This window comes from Mycobacterium sp. (assembly GCF_052144515.1).
Lineage (GTDB): Bacteria > Actinomycetota > Actinomycetes > Mycobacteriales > Mycobacteriaceae > Mycobacterium.
The window spans coordinates 1-22,635 of sequence record NZ_JBKQQD010000296.1; the positions used below are offsets into that span (position 1 = coordinate 1).

Annotated in this window: 26 protein-coding genes and 2 pseudogenes; 12 read left to right on the forward strand and 16 right to left on the reverse strand. The window is 64.3% G+C overall.

The features are described from left to right. Positions 1-1,978 (forward strand): PecA family PE domain-processing aspartic protease (locus ACLP9N_RS19755; RefSeq protein WP_442409002.1); only part of this gene is annotated, 1,978 nt, incomplete at its 5' end. 53 nt (positions 1,979-2,031) lie between these two features. On the opposite strand, the gene ACLP9N_RS19760 is transcribed toward ACLP9N_RS19755, so the two are convergent. The 10 genes from ACLP9N_RS19760 to ACLP9N_RS19805 all read right to left on the reverse strand — a co-directional run bounded on the left by ACLP9N_RS19760 (position 2,032) and on the right by ACLP9N_RS19805 (position 13,949). Then, positions 2,032-3,663, reverse strand: a complete 1,632-nt coding sequence (locus ACLP9N_RS19760) for a fatty acid--CoA ligase (RefSeq protein ID WP_442409003.1) — start codon at positions 3,661-3,663, stop codon at positions 2,032-2,034. 140 nt (positions 3,664-3,803) lie between these two features. After that, positions 3,804-4,943 carry a YncE family protein gene (locus ACLP9N_RS19765; protein ID WP_442409004.1) on the reverse strand — a complete coding sequence of 380 codons (1,140 nt, stop codon included), beginning with the start codon at positions 4,941-4,943 and terminating at the stop codon, positions 3,804-3,806. A gap of 422 nt (positions 4,944-5,365) precedes the next feature. Continuing rightward, positions 5,366-5,704 (reverse strand): P-II family nitrogen regulator, encoded by a 339-nt coding sequence (locus ACLP9N_RS19770; protein ID WP_442409005.1) that lies wholly within the window; start codon positions 5,702-5,704, stop codon positions 5,366-5,368. 4 nt (positions 5,705-5,708) lie between these two features. Then, complete coding sequence (locus ACLP9N_RS19775; protein ID WP_442409006.1) at positions 5,709-7,124, reverse strand: ammonium transporter; 1,416 nt, start codon at positions 7,122-7,124, stop codon at positions 5,709-5,711. Positions 7,125-7,564: 440 nt separating this feature from the next. Then, positions 7,565-8,347, reverse strand: coding sequence for a DUF427 domain-containing protein (locus ACLP9N_RS19780; RefSeq protein ID WP_442409007.1), 783 nt, complete (start codon positions 8,345-8,347; stop codon positions 7,565-7,567). A 7-nt stretch (positions 8,348-8,354) separates the two neighbouring features. Beyond that, entirely contained in the window at positions 8,355-8,627 is a 273-nt protein-coding gene (locus tag ACLP9N_RS19785) for a DUF6295 family protein (RefSeq protein WP_442409008.1), read from the reverse strand. A 12-nt stretch (positions 8,628-8,639) separates the two neighbouring features. Then, positions 8,640-9,419, reverse strand: coding sequence for a dienelactone hydrolase family protein (locus ACLP9N_RS19790; RefSeq protein WP_442409009.1), 780 nt, complete (start codon positions 9,417-9,419; stop codon positions 8,640-8,642). Between the two features lie 112 nt (positions 9,420-9,531). Beyond that, entirely contained in the window at positions 9,532-11,091 is a 1,560-nt protein-coding gene (locus ACLP9N_RS19795; protein ID WP_442409010.1) for an esterase-like activity of phytase family protein, read from the reverse strand. A gap of 172 nt (positions 11,092-11,263) precedes the next feature. Next, positions 11,264-13,045, reverse strand: coding sequence for a protein kinase domain-containing protein (locus ACLP9N_RS19800; protein WP_442409011.1), 1,782 nt, complete (start codon positions 13,043-13,045; stop codon positions 11,264-11,266). Positions 13,046-13,367: 322 nt separating this feature from the next. After that, positions 13,368-13,949 (reverse strand): hypothetical protein, encoded by a 582-nt coding sequence (locus tag ACLP9N_RS19805; protein WP_442409012.1) that lies wholly within the window; start codon positions 13,947-13,949, stop codon positions 13,368-13,370. Between the two features lie 224 nt (positions 13,950-14,173). Here ACLP9N_RS19805 and ACLP9N_RS19810 point away from each other — a divergent pair, with 224 nt between their 5' ends. From ACLP9N_RS19810 to ACLP9N_RS19820, 3 genes are read left to right on the forward strand one after another with little or no spacing between them, the layout of a single operon-like run. Beyond that, positions 14,174-14,545: a GMC family oxidoreductase N-terminal domain-containing protein gene (locus ACLP9N_RS19810; protein WP_442409013.1), complete on the forward strand. Its 372-nt coding sequence runs from the start codon at positions 14,174-14,176 to the stop codon at positions 14,543-14,545. Continuing rightward, positions 14,542-14,676: a hypothetical protein gene (locus ACLP9N_RS19815; protein ID WP_442409014.1), complete on the forward strand. Its 135-nt coding sequence runs from the start codon at positions 14,542-14,544 to the stop codon at positions 14,674-14,676. Before ACLP9N_RS19810 ends, ACLP9N_RS19815 begins: the two co-directional genes overlap by 4 nt. 9 nt (positions 14,677-14,685) lie before the next feature. Further along, positions 14,686-14,898, forward strand: coding sequence for a GMC oxidoreductase (locus ACLP9N_RS19820; RefSeq protein WP_442409015.1), 213 nt, complete (start codon positions 14,686-14,688; stop codon positions 14,896-14,898). A gap of 329 nt (positions 14,899-15,227) precedes the next feature. Here the strand turns inward: ACLP9N_RS19820 and ACLP9N_RS19825 are convergent, their stop codons facing one another. Beyond that, positions 15,228-15,644: a hypothetical protein gene (locus ACLP9N_RS19825; protein WP_442409016.1), complete on the reverse strand. Its 417-nt coding sequence runs from the start codon at positions 15,642-15,644 to the stop codon at positions 15,228-15,230. A gap of 96 nt (positions 15,645-15,740) precedes the next feature. Here ACLP9N_RS19825 and ACLP9N_RS19830 point away from each other — a divergent pair, with 96 nt between their 5' ends. From ACLP9N_RS19830 to ACLP9N_RS19840, 3 genes and pseudogenes are all read left to right on the forward strand, one after another. Beyond that, complete coding sequence (locus ACLP9N_RS19830; RefSeq protein ID WP_442409017.1) at positions 15,741-15,878, forward strand: hypothetical protein; 138 nt, start codon at positions 15,741-15,743, stop codon at positions 15,876-15,878. A gap of 88 nt (positions 15,879-15,966) precedes the next feature. Beyond that, positions 15,967-16,179, forward strand: a complete 213-nt coding sequence (locus ACLP9N_RS19835) for a hypothetical protein (RefSeq protein WP_442409018.1) — start codon at positions 15,967-15,969, stop codon at positions 16,177-16,179. A gap of 67 nt (positions 16,180-16,246) precedes the next feature. Next, positions 16,247-16,475: pseudogene (locus tag ACLP9N_RS19840) on the forward strand (hypothetical protein); the annotation flags it as partial. 22 nt (positions 16,476-16,497) lie between these two features. On the opposite strand, the gene ACLP9N_RS19845 reads toward ACLP9N_RS19840, so the two are convergent. Next, a complete protein-coding gene (locus ACLP9N_RS19845) occupies positions 16,498-16,749 on the reverse strand; it encodes a hypothetical protein (protein WP_442409019.1) in 252 nt (83 codons plus the stop codon). 74 nt (positions 16,750-16,823) lie between these two features. Then, positions 16,824-17,003: a hypothetical protein gene (locus ACLP9N_RS19850; protein ID WP_442409020.1), complete on the reverse strand. Its 180-nt coding sequence runs from the start codon at positions 17,001-17,003 to the stop codon at positions 16,824-16,826. A gap of 32 nt (positions 17,004-17,035) precedes the next feature. On the opposite strand from ACLP9N_RS19850, the gene ACLP9N_RS19855 reads away from it, so the two are divergent. Further along, positions 17,036-17,170: a hypothetical protein gene (locus tag ACLP9N_RS19855; RefSeq protein ID WP_442409021.1), complete on the forward strand. Its 135-nt coding sequence runs from the start codon at positions 17,036-17,038 to the stop codon at positions 17,168-17,170. A 311-nt stretch (positions 17,171-17,481) separates the two neighbouring features. On the opposite strand, the gene ACLP9N_RS19860 is transcribed toward ACLP9N_RS19855, so the two are convergent. After that, positions 17,482-17,862 carry a DUF4189 domain-containing protein gene (locus ACLP9N_RS19860; protein ID WP_442409022.1) on the reverse strand — a complete coding sequence of 127 codons (381 nt, stop codon included), beginning with the start codon at positions 17,860-17,862 and terminating at the stop codon, positions 17,482-17,484. Between the two features lie 392 nt (positions 17,863-18,254). Between ACLP9N_RS19860 and ACLP9N_RS19865 the strand changes: the two genes are divergently transcribed. The 3 genes and pseudogenes from ACLP9N_RS19865 to ACLP9N_RS19875 all read left to right on the forward strand — a co-directional run. Then, positions 18,255-19,427 (forward strand): tyrosine-type recombinase/integrase, encoded by a 1,173-nt coding sequence (locus ACLP9N_RS19865; protein ID WP_442409023.1) that lies wholly within the window; start codon positions 18,255-18,257, stop codon positions 19,425-19,427. Positions 19,428-19,577: 150 nt separating this feature from the next. Beyond that, positions 19,578-19,865, forward strand: a complete 288-nt coding sequence (locus ACLP9N_RS19870; RefSeq protein ID WP_442409024.1) for a hypothetical protein — start codon at positions 19,578-19,580, stop codon at positions 19,863-19,865. 8 nt (positions 19,866-19,873) lie between these two features. Continuing rightward, a pseudogene (locus ACLP9N_RS19875) lies at positions 19,874-19,954 on the forward strand (PE domain-containing protein); the annotation flags it as partial. Positions 19,955-19,974: 20 nt separating this feature from the next. Here the strand turns inward: ACLP9N_RS19875 and ACLP9N_RS19880 are convergent. Together ACLP9N_RS19880 and ACLP9N_RS19885 are read right to left on the reverse strand one after the other, a co-directional pair. Further along, entirely contained in the window at positions 19,975-21,162 is a 1,188-nt protein-coding gene (locus tag ACLP9N_RS19880; protein ID WP_442409025.1) for a cytochrome P450, read from the reverse strand. Further along, a complete protein-coding gene (locus tag ACLP9N_RS19885; RefSeq protein WP_442409026.1) occupies positions 21,159-21,719 on the reverse strand; it encodes a hypothetical protein in 561 nt (186 codons plus the stop codon). Before ACLP9N_RS19885 ends, ACLP9N_RS19880 begins: the two co-directional genes overlap by 4 nt. Before the next feature lie 462 nt (positions 21,720-22,181). On the opposite strand from ACLP9N_RS19885, the gene ACLP9N_RS19890 reads away from it, so the two are divergent. Then, complete coding sequence (locus ACLP9N_RS19890) at positions 22,182-22,412, forward strand: hypothetical protein (protein WP_442409027.1); 231 nt, start codon at positions 22,182-22,184, stop codon at positions 22,410-22,412. Positions 22,413-22,635 lie beyond the last annotated feature (223 nt).

The window sequence follows — 22,635 nt, forward strand, 5'->3', positions numbered from 1 at the left end:
CGGCGGCAACGGGGGCGACCCCGGCGCCGGCGGCACCGCCGGCGGCAGCGGCGGCAACGGCGGCAACGGCGGCGCGGGCGGCCAGGGCAGTAGCGGTGGCGCGGGCATCGACAGCGTCGGCGGCGGCGGAGGCAACGGCGGCAGCGGTGGCGCCGGCGGCAGCCCCGGCAACAGCGCCAGCAAACAAGTCGCCGCGGCCAATGATGTGTTCTACGGCAGCGGCGGCAACGGCGGCGCCGGCGGGAGCGGCGGTGCCGGCGGCACCGGCGGCAACGGCGCGCCCGGCGACAACCCCGGCTTTGCCGGCGGCACCGGCGGCGCCGGCGGCCAAGGCGGTCAAGGCGGCGCGGCCAACCAACCCGCATCGAACCACGGCCTGTTCGGATCCAACGGCAACGGTGGTCCGGGCGGCACCGGCGGCGCAGGCGGCAATGGCGGCAACGGCGGCACCGGCGCCAGCACCGTCGGTGGCACCGGTGGCGATGGCGGCGATGGCGGGGCGGCCGGCGCGGGTGGCGCGCCCGGCAACGGCTACGACTCCGCGCCCGGGAGCGAAGCGCTGCCCGTCGGCACCGGCGGCACGGGCGGCAACGGCGGAGCCGCCGGCTCGGGCGGCAACGGCGGGCAAGGCGCCAATGGCTTCAACGGCGGGGCCGGCGGCAACGGCGGACAAGGCGCCAACGGCGGCGCGGGCGGCGACGGCAGCGGCAACGCCAACGTCCAGGGCAACAATGGCGGAGACGGCGGCGCCGGCGGCACCGGGGGCAGCGGCGGCATCGGCGGCACGGGCGGAGCCAACGCTGACGGCGGCACCGGCGGCAACGGGGGCCAGGGCGGCAACGGGGCTAACGCCGGCAACGGCGGCACCGCTCAATACACCGGCCAAGGCAGTTACGGCGGCGAAGGCGGTACCGGCGGCGCCGGCGCCAACGCCGGCACCGGCGGTACCGGCGGGGCTGCTGGCGCCGGCGGAATCCACGGCGCGAGCGGCACCGGCGCCAACGGTGGCAACGGCGGCACCGGTGGCAACAGCGGCAGCGGCGGCCCAGACGGCACGTTCGGCACCAACGGCGCCGGCGGCACCGGCGGGGCCGGCACTCACTCCGGCGGCAACAGCGGCAGCACCGGCACCAACGGCGCCACGGGCGGCACGGGCGGCAGCACTTTGACGAACGCAAGCGTCCCGCTGCAGATGAAGAATGTGACTAATCCGGTGGTCTACATTTCGGTCAACGGCGGACCGATGGAGCCCGTGGAGCTTGATACCGGATCGACTGGCCTTGTTATCGAAAGCCAATACGTCCCAACACAGAACCTCGGCACCGCCGTCGGGTCGGGTTCGGCCGGTTACGCCGGGGGGCTGAACTACAACTACACGACGTATTCAACGACGGTGAATTTCGGAAACGGAATCGTCACCCAGCCGACCGGGGTTAACGTCGTCAGCGGGTCAGCGGTGGACAACTATTTCGCTTCCTACGGCATCGTTGGCGTATTGGGCATCGGGCCGAACAACGGGTACCCGGGCACCAGCACGGTGGTCACGGCGTTGCCCGGCCTCCTCAATAACGGCGTGCTCATCAACGAATCCCAGGGCGTGCTGGAGTTCGGCACCAACCCGCTGCCCGCCGGAGTCTCGGTTACCGGAGCACCGATTACCACCGTGGACGTCCAGGTTGATAACGGGACTGTCCAAACCGTTCCCGTGATGTTCGATTCCGGTGGTGTGTATGGAACCATCCCGTCATCGGTGCTCGGGACCGGTCAGACCACCGGATACGTGCCAGCGGGAACAACCATTTCGGTCTACACCCCCGACGGTCAGACGCTGCTGTACTCGTACACGACGACCGGGACCAACGCCCTGTATGTCACCTCAGGCGGCACGATGGAAACTGGGTACGAGCCGTTCGCGCAGCAACCGGTGTACATCGGTTACAGCCCCAGCGGTGTCGGGACGATGATCTTTGATACCTGACGTACAGGTTTGTGCTGCAACATATTACAGACACCACAACGACCTCGCTCCATTCAGTCGTGCGCCTCGATCACCGTGTAGACATCCTCGGCGTAGCGAGCTCTGATGGTTTTCTTGTCGTACTTGCCCACGCTGGTACGGGGAATTTCGTCGGCAAATGTCCATCGTTCAGGCAGCCACCACCGAACGACCTTGTCCGAGAGAAACTTTCGGAGCTCGGCCGGGGTGATCGACGCGCCTTCGTTGACGACGACGACGGCCAGTGGCCGTTCCTGCCAGCGCTCGTCGGCGACCCCCACCACCGCGGCCTCGTGCACGTCTGGGTGCCCGACCAGGCAGTTCTCCAGCTCAACGGATGAGATCCATTCCCCGCCGGACTTGATGACGTCTTTGGCGCGGTCGGTCAGCGTGATGAAGCCCCGCTCGTCGATGCGGCCGACGTCACCGGTGCGCAACCACCCGGACTCGAACTTGGACGCGTCACGTCCGCGGTAATACGAGCCGGTGATCCACGGGCCGCGAACCTCCACCTCACCAACCGCTTTGCCGTCACTGGGCAGCACCTTGCCGTGGTCGTTGACGATGCGGGCTTCCACACCGCACAGCGGTCGTCCCGCGGTGCCGCGGAACGCCCACTGCTGCTCCTCCGGGGTTCCTCGCGGTGGCCACGCCATGGTGGCCAGCGGCGACGTCTCGGTCATCCCCCACAGCTGCCGGATCTGGACGCCGTGTCGCTCTTCGAAGATCCGCATCAGCGAGACTGGAACGGCCGAGCCGCCGCAGACCACCAGCCGCAACGACGAGATGTCGTGCTCCGGGTCTTTTTCCAGGCGATGCATGACGTCGTTCCAGATGGTCGGCACCGCGCCGGCGACGGTAGGCCGTTGCGTTTCGATCATGTCGATCACCGACCGAGGGTCAAGGTGGCGATCGGGTAAGACCAAGTCGGCGCCTGCCATCAGCGCCGCGTACGGCATCCCCCACGCGTTGGCGTGAAACATCGGCACGATCGGCAGCACGCTGTCACTGGACCCCAGGGCCATGGCGTTGCCCGAGCAGGCCGCCATGGTGTGCAAGTAGCTCGAACGGTGGCTGTAGACAACACCTTTCGGGTGGCCGGTGGTGCCGCTGGTGTAGCACATCGCGGCCGCCGAGTTCTCGTCGATCTGGGGCCAGTCGAACTCGATCGGCTGGCCGTCGATCGCTTCGGCGTAGCGCAGCACGGTCTTGCCCGAGTCCTGCAGCGGCGAAAGATCTCCCTCCCCTACCGCGATCACCGTGTGCACGGTGTCGAGGCTGGGCAGGATCGGCCCCAGCAAGTTGGCCAGCGATATGTCGACCAGGACGACCCGGTCTTCGGCCTCGTTGGCGGCATAGGCGATCTGCTCCGGGAAGAGCCGGATGTTGAGGGTGTGCAGGACCGCGCCCATCGACGGCACCGCCAAATACGCCGTCAAGTGCTCGGCGTTGTTCCACATGAACGTGCCGACTCGTTGGTCCCCGGTGATGTCGATCTCGCGCAGCACATTCGCCAACCGGGCGGCGTCTCGACCCACTTCGCCGTAGCTGATCTGCCGGTAGCCGTCACCGGTCGCGGTGGTGGCCGTGCGTGCCCCATGGATGCCGCAGGCGTGCCGCATTATCGCGGCGATCGTCAACGGAAAGTCCTGCATCGTGCTGTCCATCGATGTACCGCCTTACGGGTTCCGGCGCAGCACCGCCTCATGTCCGGTCGGGCGAATGCTATCCCCGCGCGGAACAATGAGAAACGGGTTCCCCGAGAACAGGGGCTACGAACGCCCGGCCAGGCGTACTAGAGGGCTTACTAAAGGGCCAAGGCCGGCTCGTATTGCAACAGCTCGGGCATGACCCATTCGGCCGAGGCGTGGCTGCGGTGCGCCGCACCCTCGATGGCTAACGGAGCGGTCGAGGCAACAGGTGTCACGATGACCGCGCCCGAGTAGTCGGCGACGTACAGGCGCTTTCCGTCCGGGCTTTCGACCACGCACGACGGCTGCTCCGTTACTGCGACGGTGCCTATGACGTCCTGGGTAAGCGTGCACAGCACCGTGATGCCGTCGTCGCTGACCAAGTAGGCGCGATCGCCGTCGCGGCTGATCGTGCAGCCGGTCAGGTTGCCGCTGATCTCGCCGAGCTTGCGCGTGCTGGTGATCTTGTTGGTCCGGGTGTCGACAACGTCGACCACCGCCCCCACCTCGGGGCAGCAACTGGCCACATAGGCGACGGCACCGTCGGGGCTGACCGCGACGTCGCGGACGGCCAGACCGATCTCCACGACACCCGTGACACTCAAGCCTGTGTTGCCAGAACGGGCGGGCTCTTTGCGGGGCCAGCGCGCGCGTCCCGATGAACGGTCGTCGGACGGTGCACCGAGCACGACGAGCCTCCCGCCGGCGGGCCCGTTGGTGCCGACGTACACGCGGCCCCCGTCCGGGCTGGTGCGCACGCACTGGGTGATAGTGCCGGGTCCCGCCATATCGATCACCTCGACCCGGCCCGTGGTGGTGTCCAGGACGGCGACGTCGGCACTGCCGGTGCCATTGCGGCTGGCGTAGACGTACCTTCCTTCGGGACTCACCACCAGGTCGCTCACGCTGAGCGCCAGCGGATGGGTCGCCACAACCGTGTTGGTGGACACGTCGATGACCTCGATCGCGTCGTACGCCCTGGACACGCTGCTCACGTACACCCGGTTCGGTGCCAAGCTTTCAGGGCCTTTCGGCCCAGCTGCGGCGATCGCGAACGGTTCCTGCACGCCCGAGACGGTCTCCACGACCCGGCAGCTGTCGGTGTCGATGATCGAGACACTGTCGCCGCCGTAGTTGGTGACCATCAGCCGGCTGCCATCGGGGCTGGCCACGATGCCACTGATCGGACCACTATCCACGGAAATCTCGCAGACGATCGGGCCCTTCTTCACGTCTTTGTCTCTGTCCGGGCTCACGCTGGCACCGCCTTTGCTGTGTTCGTCGGACCACCGGGCCACCATCGTCGCGAGAATTCCGCGACACCGGCGCCCTGGGATTAAGCGGATTTCAGCACCGAAAGGCGCTGCGCTTGCTTGTTAGTGAAGTTTAGCGGTGGAATTCTGGCCAAAAGAATTCAAATTCGGCACTGTTACCCAGGTCACGGCAAGTCTGGGACTTGCGAGCAGGTTGCGATTATCGAAACGCCTCGACAGCAAGCATAAATCGGGCGACTACCAGGCTTTTCGGCCGTGTCGCTAATGCCCTGTCCGCGTTCTGAACAGGTGTCCAGATAAGAAGATATTAAAATTACCGAAAATTCGAGTGAGATATCACACTGCATCGCCCCCGCGCGCGTTCGCGCCTGGGCCGCAAAAAGGTTTTTCGACGTTAGAGCGCGTCAGAGAGCGTCATGGTCGCGTTCCCCGGTTCGGATACGGACCAGACCTTCCACCGGAGTTACCCAGACCTTGCCGTCGCCGATCTTCCCGGTGCGGGCAACTCCGACGATGGCATCGACGACTCGCTGGACGTACTCGTCGTCGACCACCACGTCGACCCGGACCTTCGGCACGAAGTCAACCGCGTACTCGGCCCCGCGGTAGACCTCGGTGTGCCCGCGTTGCCGGCCGTACCCCTGGACTTCGGTGACGGTCAGGCCGAGCACACCGGCGTTTTCAATGGCATGTCTGACGTCGTCGAGTGTGAACGGCTTGACGATCGCGGTGATCAGCTTCATGCCGTCATCCCTCTTTCGACTCGGCCTGCTTGGACGACGACACCAACGCCTCGACCCGGCGGCCCATGACGAGCGTGTCGTCGGGGTAGGCCTCTTCGTCGTGCACGCCCACGTCGCCACTTTCCAGGACGTCGTCGGGCAACCGCAACTTCATAAACAGGCCAAGGACTTTCAGGATGACGAACGTAACGAAGGCGTCCCAGACGATGACCGTGGCGGCCGCGCCCAGCTGGATGAGTATCTGTTTGGGATGGTGCCCGTACAGCCAACCGGCGGTGGTCACGTCGGACCCGGTGCTGCCGCCCAGGTATTCGACGATGTGCGGGTCCGCCAGCACCCCGACGAGCAACCCGCCCGCCAGACCCGCCACGCCGTGAGTGTGGAACACACCCAGGGTGTCGTCGACCTTTCGGAACAGCCGCGTGGTGCCGAGCCAGTTCCAGGACATCCAGACCAGGGACGAGGCGACGACACCGATGATGATCGCGCCGAAGCTGTTCACAAAGCCCGCCGCCGGGGTGATCGCGACCAGCCCCGTGATCATGCCGTTGACGGCGCCGAGGAATGTCGGCTTGCGCTGCTTGCTCACGAAGAGGTCCCAGATCACCCAGGTGAGCAACGCGGTGGCGGTGGCGAGGTTGGTGTTGAGCACCGCCAGCGACGCGTCGGCACCCGAGAAGTACGGGTCACCGCCGTTGAACCCGTTCCAGCCCAACCACAGGATGCCGGCACCGACCGCCGCAAGGGGCAGGTTGTTGGGCACCGCGCGCTCCCGGTCCCGTGCCAGCCGCGGACCGATCACAGCGGCTGCGACGAATCCGGTTGTCCCGGCCGCCAGGTGGATCACGTAGCCACCGCTGTAGTCCAGCGCACCCGCCTCTGCCCACCAGCCGCCGCCCCACAACAGGAAGGCGTTGACCGAGTAGGCGAACGTCGACCACAGCGGCACGAAGATCAGCCACACCTTGAAGCTCATCCGGCCGACCACGCTGCCGAGGAACAGCAGCGGGGTGATCGCGGCGAACACGAACTGGAAGTAGGCCAGCGTGGTCTCCGAGAAACGGAAGGACGGCATAAGGCCGTCCAACTTCGGTATCCAGGCTATCTGCTGGTTGTTGCTGCTCAGGATCGTGTGGGGTATTCCGACAAAGGACCTCAGGACGGGGATGCCCTTGAAGAGCTTGACAGGCTCGCCGAAGCCCATCTTGAAGCCCCAGAGCACCCACACGACCAGCACCAGGGAAAACCCGGTGAAGGCCATCAGCATCGTGTTGACGGCCCATTTCTTCTGGACAATTCCGCCGTACAGCACGGCGATGCCCGGAATGCTCATCAGGCCGACCAGAGTCGCCGCCACCAACTGCCAGGCGTTGTCTCCGGGATTTAGCCAATCGGGATAGGGCACCATGTTCAGACACACCCCTAATTCGTCGAGCCAACGGGCCTATTGGAATCAGCTGCGGTGCCTACTATTCAAGCCGTAGACGGGTGGAAGCCTCTAATTGGAATGTTTCGGATGTGTGTTCAGTCGTTTAAATATTGATTTCAGTGTGCGGTCGACGTGTGTTGCATGTGAGCGCAGTCAGGACGAAGTGCGCCAAAGCCGGTGCGGCCGAAGGTGAAACCTTTTCGGGCCGCCGCAACGTCTACATGGAACATGATCACAAAAATACTGGTCGGCGCTGCTATCGCTGTCTGCGCTTGTGTTTGGGCCCCGGCGCCGGCCGGCGCCGAACCGAACCCAATCGGCGCGCTGAGCTGCGGCTGCCAAGAATCGACCGGGGCCGACAGCGCGAGGGACGAGATCGATCGCGGGATCCGCGACGGTCTGCGCGCCTCGCCGCCTGGGCTACCGGCGGCCTAGCTGAAGTGAGTGTGGGGTCGCGGCAGGGCGGCACCCTCCACGATGATGTCGAGCTTTTCGTTGTAGAACGCCACCAGGCCTGCGATCGGCGCGACGGCGGGGAGTGGGTAGTGGTATGTCCACGCCAGGTCGGGATGCACGGTGTCGCCCACCCGCACCGACCAGTACCCCGACGTCGTTCCCTTGTACGGGCACAGCGTCTGCGTCGAGCTGGGTTCCAGATGCTCGAAGGCGACATCGGTCTGATCAATGTAATACCTTGTGGGCAAACCAGTTTCGAAGAGCAGAACCGGAGAGCGGGTGTCGGCGAGGACAATGCCATCCGGGCCGTCCAGTTCTACCCGTACGCGGCGGTGCGAACGCAGCGCGTCGACCCGCACATACGGATTGCGGGGATGGCCGTAAATCGGCTCGTCCTCCTCGAACCAACTCAAGGCACCCCAGTCGAAGCGCACAGTGCCCGCCACCGGGCTGTCAGTGTCGGCGTCGAACACCCGCGCGGCCGACTGATGGGTCTGCCCGGCGCCGACCAGCGAGTGCAACCGTGACGCACCCAACTGGACCTTTTGCGGATGGTCTTCGTCGCGCAGGAATTCCGCGCCGACATCCGACAGCGGAATGTAGTACTGCGGGTAGTAGGGCACCTCCCAGACATAACGCGCCGCGATGGTATCGAAAACCAGCTCGTGGCCGAGATAGCCGCGGACCCGACGCGGCGCGGGCTCGATTCTTCCTCGGGTGGCGGCCATTTGGGGGTAGTCAGGGTCTCTGGTGGTCATCGGTCACCTACTGGTTCTTGGAGGCCAGGCCGACCGGCGCATGGGCGATCGCCCTGTGGATGGCGTCAGCCAGTGCCAGCGCGCTCTCCTCGGTGAGTTCGAGCGCAACCCTCGCCGACGGGCCCAGCTGCGGGTTGATCACGTCGATGTTGACCGTGTGTCCGTAGGGCGCATGGACGGGATGGTCGACGTACACCGTCGCGCGGTCGGCGCCGAACCAGCCCGTCGCGCCCTTGCCGCTGCCGTCGATCGCGACGTGTTCGGTGAGATAAGTGCACATGGCTTGGGACACCTAGCCTTTCAGGTGGGTGGCGAAGAACTCGTCGATGCGCTGCCAGCCGTCCACCGCCGCTTCCGGGCTGTACGCCGGCCGGTCGACGGAGAAGAAAGCATGGCCCGCGCCCTCATAGGACTGGAATTGGTGAGTCTTGTCGAGTTTGGTCAGCTCGGCGTCCAACGTGGCCACCGCTGGGGGTGCCGGGAATCGGTCCTCGACCCCGAACAGGCCCAGCAGCGGGCAGCTCAGGTTGGGCGCGAGGTCCAGGATCGGTTTCATCGCCTTGGGCATGCCTTCCGGTGGATCCTCGACGATGAACGCGCCGTAACAGTCCACCGCGGCGTCGAACTGCAGCGAGCACGCCGCCAGGTACGCGTGCCGTCCGCCCGAGCAGTGCCCGATGACACCGAACTTTCCGTTGGCGCCGGCCAATCCGCGCAGGTGCTCCACCGCGCCGGCGACATCGCCGACCAATCGCTGATCGGGCACCCCTCCGGCGGCCCGCACCGCGGCGGCGGCGTCATCGGGCGCGGCGCCCGGGGCCTCGCGTGAATACAGGTTCGGCGCCACCACGTGATAGCCGGTGACGGCGAGCCGCCGGACGAACTCTTTGGTCTCCCGGTCATAGCCGGGCATGTGGTGGATCCAGACGACTCCGCCCCGTGCTGCCTCGGCGAGCGGCATGCCCCGGTAGGCCTCGATTTCGTCGCCGTCGTGGCCGGTGATGGTGATCGTCTCTGCGCGGATGGCATCCGGGCTGGGCGCGTTGATGGCGAAGCTCCTTTTTGGCTGCAAAGATGCGGAGCGTAAGCGGCTCGTGGGATCGCCCCGCCCCAACCAACCTATCCGAACCGCCTGCGCGCGGACCGGGCCGATCGCCGAATGAGCGGGCCGGGCGTCACACGGTTCAGCCGACTTTGATCGGCACCGTCACCGATTCGGTCTTCGCGGGCAACAGGGTCGTATCGACTTTCAGAATCTCGCCACTGTCCTGAGTGCCGTTGGGCAGGATCTTGGGCTTGAGCTGGAACGGTGGGGCGCTAGAAGCCAATCCGGCCAGCCCGAAATCGCTGTCGTTGGCGATCATCAACGTCTTACCGCCGTCCGGGGTGAGCAGGCCTTCGATCTTGTCGTGTGCGAAGAAATCACCGTCGGCGGAAAGCGAACGCAGAAGGTAGCTGAGATCGAGCTTGAGGGACTTCGTGGTGACAGTGATCCCGGCGGCCTTGAGTTTGTCGGCGGCCGCCGCGTCGGTACTGATGCCGAGAAACGTCTCGATCGGAACGCCGTTGAGGAGCAGGCCGCCGGCGTCGGCCTGATAGACGGCGCCCCGCACGGTCGAGTGGGGGCCGACATCGGTGGCCCCGCTGATGTCGGCCACGTAGATCTTCTTGTTGCCGTTGGGCTGTGGCTCGCCGTTATGCTCGTCGACCAGAAACGTCGTGTTGCTCACCGCCGCGATTTCTGACACCGCTACCTTCGTCTGCTGGGGATTGGCCAGTGGATACAAGTACTCGTGCACATCGCCGCGGTTGGCGAGGTTGACGGTCACGATGCGGGTCATCGGGACGGACTTGGCCGAGCCGACCAGGCCGGGCGTCTGCAGCCCAGATTGCATCATGCCCACCAACGTTGAGCCATCGGGGGTGATCGTAAGCCCTTCCATCCCCTGATTGGGTTGGCGCAACGAGAGCTCTTTGGGCAGGGCCCCACCGAACGGCGAAAGACGTTCCAGCTCTTGGCCATTGGCGTCGAAGTGGACGATGAACGGGCCGTACTCGTCGGACACCCAGAATGTACCGTCGGCCATGGCAACTATGCCTTCACCGTCCAGGCCGTGATCGGAAGGCGCCAGTGGCGTGCCGTTGAGGTCCACCAGTCTCTCGCCCGTGGACACCTGGGGGTCGATGAGCCCGACCAAGGGCGCACCGTCACGTCCTTTCAATGTGATGATCTGTTCCACTGATGCCACACCATCGGCGAGTTTGAGCTTGGCGATCTGTGGATGGAAATCGGGTACGGGAAGCACTCTTTCGTCGGGGGTACGCCCTTCGACATTGGGGCCACGGTCGCTGAGGCCGTAGATCTCGTCGGACTTTCCCGGCACTTGAGCGATCGCGGACCCATGCGCGTTGGGCTGTATCGCGACATCGCCGACGATGATCCGCGGCGTCTCGTCCTCGGCGTAGAGCCGCACCGAGTTGCTGACGGTGACGGGGAGGTTATCAGTCCCGCCGAAGCCGGCGTCCGGCGTGTAAATCATTGCCCCATAAGCGCCGTATGCGATGCTGCCGTGCGCGGGCTTGCCGAACGCCACCGGCGTCACGCCGTTGGTGGCGGCTAACAGCTGGCCCGGGGAGATGGTCAGGGCCTTCCCGGGCGGCGTGCTCAGGTTCCCGTCGCCGGGTTTCGCGGGCTCGATGGTGGACGTTCCCGACGAGCAGGCCGCCACCGTCAATAGCGTCAATAGCGCAGCTCCGGGCGCGGCTCGCCGACTCCTTCCGAATTCCCTGCGCATGGCTTAACACATTGTCACACGGCTACGGGCCAGGCCGGCTGCAGCGCGCAACGACCCGAATTTCTTGCCGCGCAATAGGTTTGAGCTGGCTACGGTATCCACGGAAAGGAGCATCCGCATGCTATCCGATCAGCCTCGTGAGCCAACCCGGATCCTGATAGTTTATGACTTTGTTGCCGTCCCACACGAACGGCGTGCCACTGGCATTGAGCCCAGACAGCGTTGTGGCGGCGCTTGCGGTCTTGGCTTTGGCGGTGCCGACATCATCTCCTGACTTGATGCAGGCGATCGCGTTCGCATCGACGCCGACGGTTTTGGCCAGTTGGGCCAGCTCGCTGTCGGTGCGGTCTTCGGCAGCACCCTCTTGCGGCTGAAAGTTGCTGGCGAACAAGCCGGAGTAAAACGCGGTGTAGACCTTCGGATCGTTCTGCCCCGCGACGCAGTAGGTGGCGGCCACCGCGCGGGTCGAGTAATTCTTGCTGTGCGACTTGTCGTCGAGGAAGTTGAGCAGGTGATAGCGCACCGCGAGCTTCTTATTGTTCACCGCGGTATCGATGTCACTGGCAAACGACCTGATGAAGCTGCCGCACGGCGGGCACATGGGTTCGTTGAACACGTCGATCGTTATCGGCGCCGCCTCGCTGCCGATGGACACACCGTCGTCGAGGACTCGAAGCTCGACCGCGTCCGGCGGTGGCGCCGGGGTTGTCGTCGCCGCTGTCGGGGTCGACCGCTCCCACGGATGGACGAAACCAAGGACCGCCCCCACGACGGCCACCACGACGATCGCGGCCACACTCACCCACAGCCAGGGCTTACGGCTTCCCCGGGGGGCCGGTTGACCCCACGGCGGTGCGCCCGGGCCGGTCGCAACGCCGGTGCTCCAGACAGGGGCACCAGTCCATGGTGTCGGCTGCGGCGCCGATGGTGCGGGCCAGACGGTACCCGGTTGCGAAGCGTGGGTTATCGGCGCAGGCGTAAAGCCGCCGGGCGGCTGGCCCGCGAACGCGGCCGGCGCATTCGCGACCTGGCTGCGCTGCAAGATATCGGTGGCGCGATCCTGATCGGGCGTTGCCAGCGCTGCATAGGCGGCTACTGCCAGATCACCGCAGCTGGCATAACGGTCCGCGGGATTCTTGGCCATGCCGCAGGCGATCACGTGGTCGAAGGCGACCGGAATGCCGGGCCGCGCGGCGCTGGGCCGCGGGATGGCCTGATTGACGTGCGCGCCCATGACGCTGATCTGGTCGCCCTGGTACGGCGGGGATCCGGTCAAGCATTCGTACAACACGCACGCCAATGCATAGATGTCGGCCCGATAGGTGACTTCGGCGTCACTGAACCGCTCCGGGGCCATGTACTTGAAGGTGCCCACCGTGGTACCGATCTGCGTCAGCTTTTCGTCGGAGGTGGCGCTGGCGATCCCGAAATCGACGAGATAGGCGAAGTCATCGGCGCTCACCAGGATGTTCTCCGGTTTTACGTCGCGATGCAGCACCCCGGCAGCATGCGCAGCGTCCAGAGCCGACCCGACCTGGCGCACAATCGCGATCGCCCGCGCCGGAGAAAGCGGCCCGTAGCGGCTCAAGGTGCTGGCCACGTCCGTGCCGTCGATCAGGCGCATGTCCACGTAGAGCTGCCCGTCGATCTCGCCGAAGTCATGAATAGGCACGACGTGCGGTTCCTGCAGGCGTCCCGCGGTGCGGGCCTCGCGCTGCATGCGCGAGCGAAAGACCGGGTCGTTGGACAGCGTCTCCGACATCAGCTTCAGCGCCACGATCCGCTCCCGCACCGTGTCCTCGGCCTCATAGACGTCGCCCATGCCGCCGCGACCGACCAGGCGCCGCAGCCGATACGGTCCGAACTCCGAACCCTCCCGCGAACCCGCGGTCGTGTCACCCATCCCGACTCCTCACCCGCGGTCCGCTTTGCCGCAAACCGACTGGACGCGCCTTCGCGCCGGCCATTGCGTGCGCAAGACGCGACTACGCGGTGGCGTGCCAGGCATAAGGCTAATGGTTTCGGCAACCGCGGGGGCAGCGATCAAAGTGACTGGCGAACCGGCCCGGGCCAGATCCCAAGAATCTTTCAAGACACCGCTCCCAGACTTCTCCGAAACAGCACCGGCCTGACCTAGGGGATGCCATGTTCATCCACGTCGCCAAACGCGCCGCCACCGGACTGACGGTTGCCGCTGCACTTGCCATCATCGATCGGCTGCCCAGCTAGCCGGGTCCGGGCGTCGGCCCGCTTTCCATGACCAGGTGTAACACTTCGCTGAAACACTCCAATCGCCTGTGCTTGGCCACTTTTGGCCACTTTTGGCTGATGCCCCGACGCGTTCGGTACGGGCTCAGTACGTTGGTTGGAATGTTGAGGTCCGGAAGATCCAGCTGGGCGATTGCGGCGGCTCCCGCGTGATGCGTGGCGACGTCGTGGTCATCGGCAGTGGACCCATCGGCGCTGTCGTTGCACGCCGGTTCGCCGAAGCCGGCCGTGCCGTGACAATGCTCGAGGCGGGTCCGGCGATCTCGGATCCACCGGGCTGCCACGTTCGCAACCAGGCCCGCTTCCAGCACGACCCCGATTCCTTCTTGGCGGGGATCGCCGACAGATTTACGTATTTCGACGAGGCGGCAGCGCCGGCGAGCCTGCCCGGCGCGTCCACGACGGCCGCTGTCGGCGGGCAAGGCGTGCTGTGGACCAACAACTGCCCGAGACCGTCGCCATTCCAGCAATGGGCCGCGATGCCGGCGCCCGATTGGGACCACTACCTGGGCGAAGCCGAACGCTATCTCGATGTGCACGACGACACTTTCGCGGCGTCGTTGCGTCAACAGCGAATCGCCGAGCGACTACGCGCACCGCTTGCCGAAGCTGGCCGTGGGATTCGGGCACAGCCGATGGCAGGGCGCCTGCTGGGTCCCACGACCACAATGATCCACTATGCGGCTACCCACGATGTCCTCGTTGACACCGGCGTGGTGGTTCAGGCCGCGACGTGCGCCGCGTCCGCCTCGAAGCGCAACGCGTGTCGGCAGTCGAGCTCTCCGACGGCGAGCGAATCGACGCTTCGGTCGTCGTGGTGGCCGCGGGCGCCTTCGGCACGCCGGTTCTCCTGCACCGCTCGGGACTCCGAGCGCCGGCGCTTGGCAGATACCTCACGTACCACCCTGTGTTGTTTTCACAGCTCGTGCTCGACACGAGGCTGTGCGACGGCGACGGTTACGACCTGCCACCCCGTCTATGGATCCCCCCAGTGCCGCCGCACCTTGGAACACGATGGTGTTGCGGGATACGAGCCCCACACGGCCGGCGCCGCCCGACATTGACGTCGCGCCAAACAGACTCGTCGAGATCCAGTCCTTCTGCCCGGTCGACAACGACCCCGATAACACCATGACGATTGGCGACGACGGGACTGTGCGCTTCGACGTTCCGTTACGCGACGCCGACCGCAAGCGCATGGACGCCGTCGTCGCTGACCAACAAGCGCTCGCCGCCCACCTCGGTCGCTTCCGGATCGGCGTGTAGCCGCAGTGGATGGCGCTCGGGTTCGCTCACGTGATGGGCACGTGCCGCATGGGCGACAACGACGACGGCACGTGCGTCGCCAACGGATTCGGACGCGTTTGGGGGACCGAGAACCTGTACCTCGCCGCGGTCGGACTCATCCCGACCCCTCTCGCCATCAACCCCACACTGACAGGCGCGGCGCTCGCGATCCGAACCGCCGACCACGTGCTGGCCAACTGACCGCCAAGGCTGCACCCGTTTGAGGCCATGGCGATTCACACTCGAGTCATGTCCTTCCCGGCGGTGTGAGTTGCGAACGGGCGCTGGCCTTGTGGTCTCAGTCGACCTGGGTATTGCGTTTGGTCGTAGCAACAACCTGGAGCCCTCTGAACAGCGTAAATACTCGGCACCGCTAATATTGCAGTTCGCGCATGAATCGAGCTTCGTAGTTAGCTGGGAGCGCGCTACAACAAACTCTCAGTGGGGTGCTGACGAGATGTTGAGTTGATCATTGAAGCCGTGCTGAGTTGATGATGGAGCCGCGAAACCTTGGTGCAGCACATGACGTTTCAGTGCAAGATGGACCACGAAACCCGGTGCACCACATGAGGTTTGACCGCAGCCGAAAGCAGCCACGCGACGGAAGACCAGCGCATGTCGGAATTATCCGACTTACTCTTGAGGTCGTTACGCACAGTCACGCGTGCAAACCCAACGTGCGGTGCAGCACTGTGCGCACCACTGGGCCCGCCATGGAGAGTGCATGCAGCGATGGTCCCAATTGCCTTGTAACCCATGCGGTTGCGATGGAAAGTGTTGCCGCGCAGCGCATGTGCGCCATCAATGATGCCTTCTAGGGACTGTTTGGCACCGGACGCCCAATGCGCCCAGACCCGTCGCAAGCCAACCATCGCCAGCGTCGACGTGGCACAAAATGTGACACCTGATCGGATCACAGGATCTTGCTTGCACTGCATGATGGTCACTAAACGCGCGAGTCCCCGTCTCCTGCAACGTCGATGGCTACAAACTCGGTCAATGGGTAAACGGGCAACGGACCAAGCACAGCGAAGGAACCCTTGATGCCGAGCGCGAACGCCTGGCTCGAGCAACTGCCCAGCTGGACATGGAATGCGATCGCCGACCAGTGGGAGGAAGGGTTCAGCCGACTTCTGCAGTACGGCTCAACCACCGCTTTAGGGTTGCTGGGAAAACGCTGATGTTTGAGTTGCCGGTGTAGGGGCAAATATGTTTGAGGTGGGTCATTGCCCGCAGAACGAAAGTACAGGACAAGAAAAGGATCGCCTCATGAAGATGAAACTGGTGATCGCTGCGGCCTTCGCGGCATCTGTGCTGGCGGGCAGCGGCGTTGCCCATGCAGACCCGGCGCCGTCACCTGACCCAAACGCGCCGAAGTGCTGGATAACAGGCCCCGATCAGGATTTGCAATACGTGCCCTGCGGCTGGACGTATTCGCACTCGCAAGGCTGGCAGCAGGTTCCGCCCCCACCCCCGCCGTAGGCGCCACCGGGCGACCCGAACCTCGGACAATGACCGGTTCGCACATGACCGACGAGACTTCCACCCACGCTACAACCGCAGACTGCGCCGCGTGTTCTACATGGCCGCACTGTCCAGCATCCGCGCCAATGGCCCTTCCCCGGCAGTTCTACGATCGCAAACGCGGCGAACGACTCATCCATACCCAAGCGCTCCTAGCGCTCGCCCGCCGGCTCGTCGACGTGCTGCGGGCCCTGCTGCGCGACAGCCGTGAGTTCACCCCGCACAGACCAGCGCCCGCTACCGGGACGGCTTGACATCCTGATTGAGACTCCTCGACTACGGCATAGGTGGCCGAATCAGATCAGCCGGCGGGGCCGGCGGGGCCGGCGGGCCGGTCTGCTCGCCGCAAGGACCTGGCACGACCGTCTCGGAGCAGAAGACCCCGCCTATCCTGGCGCCGGTCGGTACGCAGTGGCGCACAATGCAGTCGGCGTGAGCCACCGCCAACAGGTCCGCGCCGATGCTCCCGCACAAGGTCGCCAACGCGGCTGCGCCAGCGATGCCCGCCATCCGCAATGATTTCCTCATCGTTGTTCCTTCCAAACCTCGGGCCGGCCTCTAGGGCCTACGCGTGAGCGACTTCCTCGGGCGTGAAGGTGCGCTTACTCATCGGCGTCGATCTCATTGGCCAGATCGGCGGCCGTGTCACCAAGCGTAATGCAGAGCGCGTCGGCGTCGTGCAGGTTGAGGACCAGCTTCTCGCCGCCGATGCTGACCGTCACGTCGCCGCCGTCTGTCATCGCCTGCTCGATGCCGTCCGCCAGCAGATCAATGAACTGCATAATCGCCGCGTGCGTGGGCCAACCCGAAAGTCGTGCAACGGATGCTCGGGCACGCCAGCGCCGCCATGACGCTCGACTGCTACGCCGATCTGTTCGACTCCCACTTGGGCAGCGTGGCCGACCGGCTCGAAAACGTGCTCAAGCCGTGCTCACGGGGCGCTCGGTAGCACGCATGTTCGGTCCCGAAAACGCTTCTACGAGCGCATATCCACGGCCAACGCCGTGCCCCAAGTCGGACTCGAACCGACACTGGACGGATTTTAAGTCCGTTTGAACCTTTCCGCGCGTGTCCGCGCGTGTTCGTCGCGCGTGCCCCTGCGTGTCCCGTATTCAGCTGTACCCCAACAGAATTAGCCCGTCAGCGCCCGTCAGCGTCCGCATGTATTCGCGGGCGTAGGCCGCCGTGTGTAGCCCATAAGTTGTGACAGCATGGTGACACCGAGCCGCGTGGATCTTTTGTCAGGACAGCGTGCGGTGGTCATTGGTTCATCGGGTCTCCTAGGCAGTGGCCTTGGTCTTTCTGGACCGTTCCGCCACCGCCGGCAGCTAGTGCCGCTGCCTCCGCTGCATCGCGTGTCGGACCCCAGCCTCCGACGTATTTGGTGCGCGCAGCGTTCACAGCAACGGCGATGCACCCACCCTGCCCGCTGGCCAGAAGACGACAATCGCTGATTCGCTTGCGACACTCCTTCATCACCGCCTGCTCGGCGGCATCTCGGGTGGGTGCTCCTTCAGCGATTTTGATCTGCCCAGTGGAATCCGACATCGCCATCGCAATCCAGGGGTCGTCGGCATGCGCGATCGGCGTTGCTGCGAATGCCACGCCGATCGCGATCGCTACTGCTGCTAGTTTCTGCATGGGCATCCCGACCCTATTTCTATTGCGCTGCACCGTTGTTGCGCAAGTAACACTATTACACGGCACTACCATCAGGCGACTTGACCAACCGTGGCAGCAACGCATCACCGGCAGGAACCGGAACCGGCCATGTTTGAGCCGGATAACATGTGGATCACATGGCTTTGCTGGCTCAACTCGGACATAGCCGTTTACCTGCAAGGACTCTGGTGCCCCCCGGCAGGATTCGAATTGGCCGCGATGGTATACGCACAGCCTGTGGATGACCTGCAAAAAGCCGCTCTCAGCAGCGGTGATTCACAGCAAGCTCACTGGACAACCTGGGCCAGCGGGTGCCAGAATCGGCCACTAGAAGGCACACAGAAGACACGACGTCGGGAGGGCAAACGATCGTGGCGGGCAAACCGGGACGCCGAGGCTGGGGCAAGCTGCGAGAGCTGCCGTCTGGCCGCTGGCACGCAAGCTACATCTGGCCACCGGAACTTGACCGGCACAACGCACCCATCACCTACAGCAGCAAGATGGACGCCGAAGCGTGGCTGGCCAGTGAACGCCGGTTGATCGAACAAGGCACCTGGACAGCGCCGAGGCTGAGGGTGGAGGCCAGCCTGAATCGGGGAAAAACGTTGGGCCAGTATGCATCCGATTGGATCGAAACGCGAAACGTCAAGCCGCGCACCAAAATCGGATATGAATCACTGTTGAAAGGCCACATCGAGAAAAAGCTCGGCAACCAACCACTGTCCACGCTGACATCTGACACGATCCGGCGCTGGTATTCCGGCCTGGGTAAAGAATACGTCAGGCGCAACAGCCACGCATACGGGTTGCTGCACGCGATTCTGGCCACCGCTGTGTCTGACGGGGTCCTGACCACCAACCCGGCCAACCTGAAAGGTGTCATGAACCCACCGGCCAAACGACGGGCCGTGATCCTCGACGTGGACGACATCGGTAAGCTGGCCAACGCGGTCCAGCCTGAGAGGCTGAAAGCCCTTGTGCTGGTGAGTGCTTGGTGTGGTCTGCGCTGGGGTGAGGTTATCGAACTGCGCCGCAAAGACATCGGGCCAGGGTGCGAGGTCATCAACGTGAGCCGTGGTGTGACCCACCGCAAGAAACAGTGCCTCATCGACACACCCAAGAGCGGTAAAGGCCGCACCGTGGTTGTGCCGCCGCACATCCGCGACGATTTGAAAAACCACCTTGAGCTTTATGTGGAGAAAGACGCTGGCGCGCAACTGTTTCCGGCCGCGAAAGGTGGCTGCCACTTCAATGACCGAGTGTTCTGTGACCACTTCGCACCGGCATTGAAAGCTATTGGCCGCGAAAATGTGCGGATACACGACCTAAGACATTTCGCAGGCTCGCAAACCGCCCGCGTCAGCAACTTGGTTGAGACGATGCAGCGTCTCGGTCACAGCACGGCGAAAGCGTCACTGAATTATCAACAGATGCTGAGCGGGCGTGATGTGGAGGTGGCCGAGGCACTGTCGGCGCTGGCCACATCCAAGAAAGCTCAAGAGCTGGTTGCCGCAGCGGATGAGGCTGAGGCAGGGATGACATGAGCTATAACCGTACCGGAGGCGCGTAGTTTTGCCGCACCTTCAGTACACTTAATTCCGCGATCTCGGTTGTACCGAAGGTGATACATAATCGAACCACCTTCGGTACAACGTAGTTGCATGAGCAGGGGTATCGGTAAGACACAGCAGGCCATGCTGTCGGCGCTGCCCGACAGCGACTCGCACACCACGCGCGAACTGGGCGAGCAGTTGCAGCGCACCCAACGTCAAATCGCTTGTGCAGTCAGGGCATTAGAGCAACGCGGACTGGTCGAAGTGTACTGGTCAGGCAGCAGATATCCGATGTCGATCTGGAAACCGGGTGGACGGCAACGTTTTAAGGACGAACTGCCGGCGCGTATCGCATGGTTGCGTGAACGTGACGGACCGCCGAAGCATCCACCGGCAACCCACACTACCGGGCATGACGAGAAGATGTAGCCGCGTCCATTGGCTCGTCGCTGAGTGCGGCTAATGCGGCAGCGGGCCCGACTACCACAGTGCTGGCCGCCGCTGCTGGCGATGAGGTCGGCCCGCGTTGGCGGCGCGCTCACCGAGCCTCCCAGCGCAGCATTAGGCTGCCCAGGTGGGTCACGCTGGTCGGTTTGTGCACAATGGCTGGCGCGAAGCCTGGTTCTAGTTCGAATTGCGGGACGCGGCTCAACCACTCGGTCACAAACGTGTCCAATTCAAGTCGGGCCAGGTGCATGCCCAAGCATCTGTGTATGCCGCCGCCGAACGCCCAATGGCGCTGCCGCCGAACCTCTCCGTTGCTGGCCGTCGCCATCTCGTCGCCGCCGTTCTCTCTGCCCGCGGCTTCCAAGGCCAGCCACACCACACTGCGCGCCGGGATTGTGACGCCGCCGACATTGACTTCCCTTGTGGTGATGCGCGGAATGGCCGGCCCTGGCGTCTCCAACCGCAAAATTTCCTCGACGAACGCCGCAATCTGTGCTGGGTCTTCACGCAGCCGGGCCTGCAGTTGCGGATCGCGCGCGAGATGTAGAAGCGCGAAACCAATTGCCGAGGCGACCATTTCAATGCCTGCAACAGAGAACAACAAAAGGATGACCGCAGCCACTTCGACCCTGCTGAGCGGAAAATCGTTATCGCCGTCGAGTCCCTCCACTAGCGGCCAGAGTACGCCGGGCGGCCGCCGGGGATTTCCCATCTCGGCGGCCAGCCCGGAATTCAGGAAATTGAAGAGTTCACGTTCGGCTGCCCCGTCGGAGTCGCCGATTACTGCGGCCCCGATCACCCGAGGCGCCTTGGCGTCGTCTGCCGGCAGCCCGCACACCGTGAGCAGCGCTTCGCAGGCGTAGGTGTCGGCGATTTTGATTGCGTCACACTGCCCTTTGGCGGCGACCGTGTCGACCAGCGTCGTGGCCCGGGCGCACAAGGCCGGCGCGTAGGGGGCCAACCCTTTGGGGCTGAAGAGAGGATGTAAGGCGCGCGCGAAACGGGCATGCTCCGATCGCGTCCCGCAAGAGAGCGGCACCTGGGGAAGCGGTACGCCGGACGAGGTGAGCTTGAAGGTTTTCGGCGGCGACATAAACGTGTCCGGGTCGTGCAAAGCCGCGCGCACGTCGTCCCGCCTGGTGAGATAGTAGCCGTGCAGCATTGGGTTGCCTGTGTCGATTTTCACCACCGGGCCCAGCCCGCACAGCTGGCGCCAATAGGCGCCGCGGTCTGCTGCGAAGACCGGACTCTCCTTGTGGTGTAACGGAGGCGAATTCACGCTGCCTTCTTGAACGGCGCCCGTCTCTGCGCATAGCGGCGGCGCGCTTCCTCCTTGAGGCGGTAGCTGTTACGCGCGTGGCGGCGGCAGTCCTCGCGGACACATGTAACGCATCGGCGCCCCCCCGATGTGCGTATCCGGGTGTTTTCGGTCGAGTCTGCATGTCCGCGTGCGCAGTGCATTCTGCGGGCCATGTTGTGGCTACCGTTGCGGACGCAGTATTTAATGTCGGCGCTCCGCGAATCCCAGCGAAGATTCCAGACGTTGTTGTTCGCCTTGTCGTCGTCCCAATGGCAGCACGCCATATCCGGAGGGCACGGCCACACACACGCGGAAAGCACCAGGCGGTGCACGTAACGCATCTCGTCGCCGGTCAACCTGTTGCGGAATCCTCCGGCTCCCCACCCCGGATCACCCCCACCTGGTGCTGGTGCCAGGCAGCAAATGCAATGGGTGATGTCCGACGTTTTGGAAAGCTCGCCGAGCTTGGCGTAGTCCTCGGCGGTTATCTTGATTTCTAGCCTGTCAGGCCTATCGGGCACGTCGTTGTCGTTCATCGCTGGTTTAACTCCAATGACATGTCGGGGAGGCTGGGTAGTGCGACCAGGAACGCCAGGAGCGTATTGGCTTCCCGTCGTCCCAGCCTCTCGGGGGGAGTCGTCGGTGTCAGGCCAGGGTACGCCAACTCGTCGCTCTACGGGCGACCAGGGGCGGCCAGCCAGTGCCAGGTGACCAGCAACCAGGCACCGGCAGGAGTGCCGACAGGGCAGCTCGGAGCGGGACGACACGCAGAAGGCACGGCGTCGCTGGCCGAGCTCAAACAGTAGCGTTTACCTACAACGACGCTGGTGCTCCCGGCAGGATTCGAACCTGAGACACCGGCTTTACCAGTCGAACATTCTCAACGATTGCCGCGAGATCGCGCTTGCTATTGCGGGGCAGCAGGATTCAAGGCCTTGCCTGTACTGCTAGCAATCGTTGATTCTCATTGCTTCTCGGTCATAAGCCATGAATAAGCGATGGGCAAAGCGGTCGAAGACGGCTTCGGCTACGGCCACCGCCATGCAGCACGACTTGTACAGCAGGCGTGGGCGGCTGGACTACTTCCCGCAACCACTCCCGGCAAGCGGAAGGCGTCGACGGCCATGCAGACGGCCATGACGAAGAACGCGAACGCCGGTGCGGGCGGCAAGCGACAGCAGCTGCCCCTAAATCAAGAAAATCTCCGTCAAGGACCGCAGTACGGGTAAAAGCGTCGTGCGCTATCAACTGACGGTTGACGCCGGCCAAGATGCTGTGTCGGGAAAACGGCGTCAAGTGACACGACGATTTACGACGGAGGCTAGCCTCGATTTTTCGTGCGGCGTGATTCAGCGGGGTTGAAGTCGGTGCTGGTCGCCTGTCGGGCTTGATTGTTGCAGGTGGGTGTGACAGGTCGGCCGGTGTCGCTGCGGTGGGCGGGCTTCCTTGGGG